Raw genomic sequence first — 8,304 nt, 5'->3', positions numbered from 1 at the left:
GCCGTACCGGAAGGTGCGGCTGGAACACCTCCTTTCTGGAGCGAAGTATTCGTGTCTGTTGTTTATATAAATGACAGACAGCTATTACTTGGGTATGACGCAGGTAAGCACACAGATGAATGATTAGTAAGGAGCAGGCATCTTCTACTCCCTTCTACTTAGTTGGTTTTTGTTTCAATATCTCTTTCATATACACACGCTGGGGGATTAGCTCATCTGGCTAGAGCGCGACGCTGGCAGTGTCGAGGTGATCGGTTCGAGTCCGATATCCTCCACTTTTTATAATCAATAGTAATAAGTCTTTTGCTGTTGGTTATTTTTTTCCCCTCTTTTCAAGCTCTCGATGTGTTTAATCTTTGAACATAACATCAGGTAAAAAGCTCCAAAACGAATGTTGAGGAGTATTTCGGAGAAGAGGATAGATATGATAATATTCTGTTTTCTTACAGAGGTCGAATAGTTCTGATTTGATACCCCAAAAGCCGAAGCAATTGTGCAATTATGCTTCGGCTTTTTTAGTATCATTATTTCATTCAACACTTTTTCTAAGGTCCTTATGCTTCTTTTTTACTATAACCGAAATTCAATTTTCCGGAAGTTTGTACTGTCGGTTAAGAATACTTGTTCTGAAAAAAAACAAAAGAGGGGGCTTCTTGTTTTATGAGATTTATATATTTGAGAATCGTTAACTGTAAACAATGAGAAAATCATTATTTACATCAATCGCTTTTGTGGGCATCATGACCACGGGCAGTTGTGTGAAAAGAAACAACCAATACACCATTTGGAAGTATCAAGCAAGTACATATAACAGAATGGAGTGTAGAATCATGTTACAGAATTGCCACAAAAGGGCGGAAGAGTATGTAAAAGACTTTTGAAATAATAAATGACAGGAGAGTTATGAATAAGCATTCAATGGCAACCTCATTTGCCTTAATCGGCTTTGGTATTGGAGGTTTTCTTTCCGATTTTTCAACGGTTGGAGTAATGTGTGGATTAGGTTTCGGGCTACTTGTAGGGTATTTTATTGCCGGTCTGACCACGGCAAAAGGGTACATGTTGCAAGAAGACTTTGTCGCAATGGGTAATCTTGCTGGCAAAACATTAGATGAAATCAAAGAAAAGGTTGGTGCCCCCAGAATAATACAAGCTTGTACTGTTGCGGATACCGGGAGAAAAGGGACTCTATGTACTTGGGCAGAAATGCCTTATATTATTATACTGCTATTTGACGAAAACAATATCTGTATTGGTGTAAATAAAGAAATGATAATGGATTAAGGGTCTTTAATCTGTTGTTCAATTCAAAACATTGCTGCTCTCTACAGCCTTAGCTTTTCTGAGAACTATTTTACAGATTAGCAACCTCCGGGAGATATTTCAGAGAAGAGGATAGATATGAAGATATTCTATTTCCTTGCAGAGTCCGAATAGTTATGATTTGATACCCAAAAAGCCGAAGCAATTACGCTTCGGCTTTTTTTAGTATTATTGTTTCATCTAACACTTTTGTCCTGAAGTGTTTTGCCATTGAATCCCTCTGTTGAGGTATAATCATTCCGACAGTTTTTGATTTTCAGTGCCCGAAATAATACGATCAAGCACACTGACAAACTCGTTCAGTCCATCTTCTACGTGGAGTATTTCGGGCTTATATCCGGTATCAAATTTTAGTAACAACGGTTTCCTGTTCGGTATATGGATGAGAACGCCATCTTGATAAAGATTGTAGTAGAGCACGCTCTCGATCGGTATTGATGCTGTTACATTATTTCGCATTCCGATGAACAATATACGTTCATTAGAGATGAACAACCTCCCAATATCCATAAGAGAGAAGCTGGTAATCTCATTCCCGATAAAAGAGATGCTTCCGGCATGCAGCAAACCACTTTCCCACCGCACTCCCGAATAAGCTATATTATAATGAGTAGTCTTTTCTTCATGAAGCTCCACGCCATATATCACGTGATATGCTACTTCCCCTTTTCGCAGGTTAAGCCCATGTTGCGAAGCGTCGATAGGGTCCAGCTTGTCGTGTTGCAGGTCGTAGCGTCGGGCAACAGCCCATTGATAGGAGGTGAAAATATCGTAGCCGTTGTGTCTGGTCTCCTCCTTGTCGAAAGGGAAAGCTTGCTTTACTGCTTCTGCATTCTTGGAGTGAGCTATCTCTTTAGGCATTCCGCACTCTACAAAAATATCTAAAAATGATACGGTTCTATTTTCTTCAAAGATCGACTTTACTTTTTGTATCCACCGCTGTTGCTCTTCTGTGAGGGCGGATGCCGTTGGTTGTGGAGATGTCGAGTTGCCGGATGCAACCTTCACTATTGCTACAAAAAAGATGATGGCAACTACTGCAATGAAAAAGTATAACATAACGAATCAAATTAAACAGTGGATGAGATATAGGCTCTCGTCCGATGTAATAACTCTTTCTACAAGGGCGATTGCCGTAAATAACACATTTTGCCGTCTTATTATTGGGCTTTAAGGATTGTAAATGTACGTGTATTAGGTTAATTTTCAAAAAAAACACCCTGGAAGTATTGATCCGGAGCTTTGTCTGTCTTAATTTTTGCTGTACACATACGCTCATCTTATTGTCATAACCGATAGCAAGAAATCCTTCGCTGTCGGTTATTTTTTTGTCTTCTTTCCAAACTCTTGCTATATTTATTCCTCGCATGGGAGAGTCTTTTCTATTTCCGGGCTATCCTTGTTTGTTCGGCAGCAGAGCCGGTTGTTTCAAAGAAATTTATCTCAGACAGATTAAGATGGGAGAGTTGTTTCAGTCCTACATAGACTATTTGAGGTATGAGCGCAATGCTTCCGCTCATACCATTCTCGCGTATGAGAAAGATCTTGCGGATTGGTTGGCTTTTCTTGCGGAGCTGTTTGGGGAGGGAGGAGAAGAGCGTTATGCCGATATTTCTTCCAAAGAGGTGCGCAAATGGATGCTGAAGCTTTCCACCTCCAATCTTAAAGCCACGACCATAAAACGGAAAATCAGTGCCGTCAGAAGCTGGTACTCCTATCTTCGGGTGCAGGGAAAGATCGGGCGGAATCCTTGTCTCGGACTTTCCATGCCCAAAGAGGAGCGGAAGCTGCCTGCTTATGTCAGAAGCGAAGTGCTACTGCACCTCATTTCGGATCTGTATGATGTTTATGCTTCCTCTCATCAGCACAAAGATCTCAACACTGCTTTTGTCGTGGATATGCTTTATCAGACCGGATTTCGCAGATCCGAGCTGTGCGGCATTAAGGTCGAAGACATCCATTTGTCGAAGATGGAGATCAAAGTTTTAGGTAAACGGGATAAAGAGAGAATTGTACCTTTTGGTTCTTGTTTGCTAAAAAAAATAGAGTTATATTTGTGTAGAAGGGAAGACATAGCACCTTCGCATCCATATCTCTTGTGTACAGAGAGTGGGGGGAGTATATCTCCCACACAGCTTTATACTATGGTGAGGGGTGCACTTGGGGCTGTTGCCGGACTCACAAAGCGTAGCCCTCACGTTTTGAGGCACTCATTTGCGACGTCGATGCTTAATAACGGATCCGAGTTGCTCAGTATAAAAGAGCTGTTGGGGCATGCCGACCTTTCAACCACAACTATTTATACGCATACTTCTTTTACGGAGTTGCAAAAAATGTATCACGCTCATCCCAGAGCAAAAACAGTAAAGCGTATGAACATTAACATCCAAGCTAACCATTTTGAGCTTAGCACTCAGTTAGAAGCGTTTGCAGAAAAGAAGGTCTCAAAACTTGAACGCTTTTTAGGAGACATCATCAGGGTAGATGTTTTGTTTTCTCTCATAAAACCGGAAACGAATAGTAACAAAGAGGCGAAGGTGCTTGTCGCTGTTCCGAACAGCGAATTGGTGGCTGTAAAGAGTGCAGACTCTTTCGAGCAGGCTTTGACAGAGGCACTGGAAGCAATAGAAAAACAGATAGATAAATATAAACAAACGCATAGACGATAATAGACTCTTTTCATGGTACCGCTTAGAAACGAGAGGCGCGATGCCTTGTCTTTGAAGTGTGTATCTCTCAGTTTGATAGACTGATTGGCTGGCGCAAAACAGCTAAAAGTACAAGATTTTTTAATGTATGAGCCCACATTCACCGTTGAGGTAAGTGTGGGCTTTTGTTATGTGCGGGGCTTGAAGAAACAGACTGTTTATCAATCTTTGATGACCCGGTTGAAAAAAGACGTTAGTTCTGTTTACATCTTTCTCTGAATCTTATAAGAGCATCCGTTCAGGGCTTGGTTGGTGAAAATTGCCACTTGCTGTCTGCCATTCAAGCCTTGCTTTTGGGAAACCGAGCCGTGGTTTTTGAGAATCAAAGCTTGATCGGAAACATTTTAAGCGTTCAGAGCTGTTTTTATTCACGTATAACAACTTTTACGAATAGGTTTAGAATAGAAATCTGTCTCTTATCCGAGATTGATTTTATATTTTAATCCCATTTTTGCGTCATTAAAAGGATGATTGTGATAACTCTTAATTTTCTCAAAAAACGCCTCTTTTATTCGCAGTAACGAAAATATTGTTTGATGTTTAAGGATGTCGATCGGAAAAGTTGCATTAACATTTCCTATCGTGGAGATGGGTCTTTTACCTCTTATACCGTTTGGAGATGCTGGTTGGGTGGATTGGTGTTTTGGAAACAGGGGCTGAGAAGAGTCTGTTTTGTCTAAGTTTACACCTTTTTGTCGTTGAGGAAATGCCTGCTTTTAAGGGATGAATATCTTTCTTTTTCTTATCGAAAACAGATGAAAATAGAGGTGTTAATTTTATTAACATGGTTAACATCTATCGTTAACATATAGTATAAGTGTAGGATATATGCGACATAAAGGTGTGTGAAGATTGTTTGAAAGTGTAATGGAGTCTTATTAAAGTTGTTGGTCTTAATAATAATAACTACTTTTGACACGAATATGGGTATGTTCTTTACGGAATAAGTCTATGTTCCACAAAGGATTTAGCTAATGACCGCTCTTTTTTTGTTGAGGATTTATTAATAAACAAAAAAGGAGGTGAATTGGAAGTATGTTTAACACAATTATAACAGTTTACCAAAAATCACTTTTTAGAGATATGAAGAAACAATTTCTATCACTATGGCCGTGCAGGATTGCTCTTGCAGGGGCTATATGCTTGGGTGGTTTGAGCATTGCTCCTGTTGCATACGCTGCTCCTAATGGAGATGCTGCCGTAACAACGGAGGCGCAAGCCAATCAAGGAAAAACGATCAAAGGTAAGGTAGTGGACTCTAAGGGAGCACCGCTCGGCGGCGTGCGTGTACGCGTTGCAGAGATGCCTTCAAAGGGAGCTATTACCAATGCCAAAGGGGAGTTTACGATCAGCGGAGTGGCTGAAAACCAACACCTGATCTTTACTTCTGTCGGTTATCGCAACGAGCGTTTGAGCGTTAGAGGCGTACAGAATGTAAATGTTGTGCTTCAAGAAGACGTCCTTACAGCAGAGGATGTTGTCGTAACAGCGTTTGCCACAGGTCAGAAGAAAGCTTCTCTTGTAGGTTCTGTACAGACCGTCCGTCCGGCAGAGCTTAAAGTACCGGCTTCCAATCTTTCTGCATCTTTTGCAGGACGTCTTGCCGGGGTGGTTTCTGTTCAAAGAACGGGAGCTCCGGGTGCCGATGGTGCCGACTTCTGGATTCGTGGTATCTCTTCTGTAAACGCCAGCTCTCCACTTATCATCCTTGATGGTGTGGCGGTGTCAGCGGGAGACCTTAACGCTCTCGACCCTGAAGTTATCGAAGGGTTCTCTATCCTTAAAGACGCTACGGCTACTGCGCTTTACGGTTCTCGTGGTGCAAACGGTGTGGTTATTGTTACCACCAAGACAGGTACAGATCTTCCGAAACCGATTATCAATGTACGTGTGGAGGGATATGTAAATACTCCGACCCGTCTGCCTAAGTTTGTGGATGGCCCTCGCTTTATGGAGCTGTTCAACGAAGCATTGGACAACCTTCCTACCGGTGACGTTAAGTACACACGTGAGAAGATCGAGAACACTCGCGCAGGGGTTAATCCTTACGTTTTCCCTAATGTAATGTGGTACGATGAGCTGTTCAAGACAGCTGCTTTCAACCAAAAGGCAAACTTCAATATACGTGGTGGTGGTAAGAAGCTCGACTATTTCATGTCCGTTACAGCCGACCATCAGACAGGTATGTTGAAGAATAGAAGTTTGGAGCATAGCTCTTTTGATAACTCTCTCAATGTTTATCGTTACGCATTCCAAAACAATATCCGAGTGAACTTTACGGAGACTTCTTCTCTTGCACTCCGTTTGAATGCTCAGATAGGACAGAGCAGAGGTCCGAGAACAGCGATCAACGACATCTTTGGACAGGTAATCAACTCCAACCCGGTAGATTTCCCGATAGCTTATCCTGAGGATGGCGAAACGCTTTATACCAAATGGGGAGCAAGAAAGATCGGTCCTTCAATGATTCCTAACCCTTACGCCACAGCTGTTGCGGGTTATACAGACAACTTCAACTCTACGGTAATCGCTAATCTTGAGTTTACACAAGATCTCAAGATGATCACTCCGGGTCTTAAGTTTACTGCCTTGGCTTCGTTTAAGAACTGGGCTTCCACAAGCACAAGCCGTTTCCGTGATAACAACTATTTCGAGTTGACAGGATATCAGTTGAATCCAACAACCGGAGAGTACGACTTTACACTCAACCGTTTGGCTGATGAAGTGAACACAAACTTGAAGTCAGCCGGAGGAAACAACGGAGACCGCCGTTTCTATGCACATGCTATGTTGCTATGGAATCGCAATTTCGGCGGACACGACTTGGGCGCTATGTTCAACTATAACCAGGAAGAGACAGCCAATAACCTCTCTAACGACAACATCTTGCACAACTTGCCACGTCGCAAACAAGGTCTTGCAGGTCGTTTCACATACAGCTACGACAACAGATATGTCTTTGAAGCCAACTTCGGTTTCAATGGTACCGAAAACTTTGCAAAGGGTAAACGCTTCGGTTTCTTCCCTTCTGTGGCTCTTGGTTACAATGTTTCCGAAGAGAAGTTCTGGGAACCGATCAAGGAGTATATCCCTCTCTTCAAGCTTCGTGGTTCTTATGGTCTTGTGGGTAATGAGGCTATCGGTGGAGACCGTTTCGTATACCTTCCCGATGTGAACCTGCAAGGTGGAGGTCCTTCTTATACTACCGGTTTGGACCAAGAGTATGGTTTGACCGGTCCTAATATCAGACGCTTCGGTAATCCTGATATTACTTGGGAAGTCGGAAAGAAAGCAAACGTCGGTATCGACCTTCAAATCCTTAAAGGTCTTCGCCTTAATGTAGACCTCTTCCATGAGTATCGTACCAACGTATTCCAGCAACGTGGAGCTGTTCCAAGCTATATGGGTACGGCGGCAACCAAGATCTATGGTAACCTTGCCGAGATCAGCAACCGTGGTATAGATGCTGCGCTTGACTTCAATAAGAATGTAAGCAAAGACTTCTGGTACAATGTTCGTGGTACATTTACCTTTGCTCGCAACCGTGTAGAGAAGTGGGACGAACCGTTCTTCTTGGAATACCCTCTTCTTTCACAGGTTGGTCGTAGCTTGAATGTCTGGACAGGATATGTTGCAGAGCGTCTGTTCATTGACGATGCTGAGGTTGCAAACAGCCCGGATCAGTCTTCATTTGCCAATGGAGCCAAGGCAGGAGACATTAAGTATAAGGATCTTCCGGATAGAGATGGCAACTACAATGGCCGTATCGACTCTAATGACCGTATGCCTATCGGTTATCCTACAATCCCTGAAATCATTTATGGTCTCGGCTCTAATATGAAATACAAGAATGTGGATTTCGGTATCTTCTTCCAAGGTGTTGCTAATACCTCTATGATGCTATCCGGTTTCCACCCATTCGGTACACAGTCTAACCGCAACGTATTGCAGTTTATTGCCGATGATCACTGGAGTGCTTCTAACCAAAATATACATGCCGCTTATCCTGAACTTACTAAACAAGATAAAGCTGTCAATACTGCTGTTTCCACTTATTGGTTGCGTGACGCTTCATTCTTGAAGTTAAAAAACATAGAGCTCGGTTATACTTACAAGAATGCAAGACTTTATGTCTCTGCTCAGAACGTTTATACCTTCTCTAAGTTTAAGCATTGGGACCCTGAAATGGGTGGTGGTAATGGTCTAAAGTATCCTACTCAGACTACTATAAACGTGGGTCTTCAAGTGTCATTTAAGTAATTGGCAGAGAGGT

The 8,304-nt window shown here is 42.3% G+C and carries 5 protein-coding genes and 1 tRNA gene; 5 read left to right on the top strand and 1 reads right to left on the bottom strand.

The genetic code is table 11. The features are described from left to right. The first annotated feature begins 201 nt into the window (after positions 1–201). The 3 genes from HQ39_RS07815 (at position 202) to HQ39_RS07805 (ending at position 1,284) form a co-directional block, all read left to right on the top strand. A tRNA-Ala gene (locus tag HQ39_RS07815) sits at positions 202–275 on the top strand. A 423-nt stretch (positions 276–698) separates the two neighbouring features. Continuing rightward, a complete protein-coding gene (locus HQ39_RS09565; RefSeq protein ID WP_152565539.1) occupies positions 699–881 on the top strand; it encodes a hypothetical protein in 183 nt (60 codons plus the stop codon). A 22-nt stretch (positions 882–903) separates the two neighbouring features. Beyond that, positions 904–1,284 (top strand): hypothetical protein, encoded by a 381-nt coding sequence (locus HQ39_RS07805; RefSeq protein ID WP_036789297.1) that lies wholly within the window; start codon positions 904–906, stop codon positions 1,282–1,284. A gap of 273 nt (positions 1,285–1,557) precedes the next feature. Here HQ39_RS07805 and HQ39_RS07800 read toward each other — a convergent pair whose 3' ends face one another. Then, the gene (locus HQ39_RS07800) at positions 1,558–2,382 is read right to left on the bottom strand and encodes a hypothetical protein (protein ID WP_036865228.1); all 825 of its coding nucleotides are present in this window, start codon (positions 2,380–2,382) and stop codon (positions 1,558–1,560) included. Positions 2,383–2,780: 398 nt separating this feature from the next. Between HQ39_RS07800 and hpf the strand changes: the two genes are divergently transcribed. Both hpf and HQ39_RS07790 read left to right on the top strand, forming a co-directional pair. Then, positions 2,781–3,992, top strand: coding sequence for a ribosome hibernation-promoting factor, HPF/YfiA family (gene hpf, locus HQ39_RS07795; RefSeq protein ID WP_036865248.1), 1,212 nt, complete (start codon positions 2,781–2,783; stop codon positions 3,990–3,992). A gap of 1,122 nt (positions 3,993–5,114) precedes the next feature. Further along, positions 5,115–8,291, top strand: a complete 3,177-nt coding sequence (locus HQ39_RS07790) for a SusC/RagA family TonB-linked outer membrane protein (RefSeq protein ID WP_052079541.1) — start codon at positions 5,115–5,117, stop codon at positions 8,289–8,291. Positions 8,292–8,304: the final 13 nt, after the last annotated feature.

The organism is Porphyromonas sp. COT-108 OH2963, from assembly GCF_000768895.1.
In the GTDB taxonomy this organism is placed as follows: domain Bacteria; phylum Bacteroidota; class Bacteroidia; order Bacteroidales; family Porphyromonadaceae; genus Porphyromonas_A; species Porphyromonas_A canoris.
The sequence above is the reverse complement of the archived record's forward strand: the minus strand, read 5'-3'. Positions and strand labels throughout refer to the sequence as shown.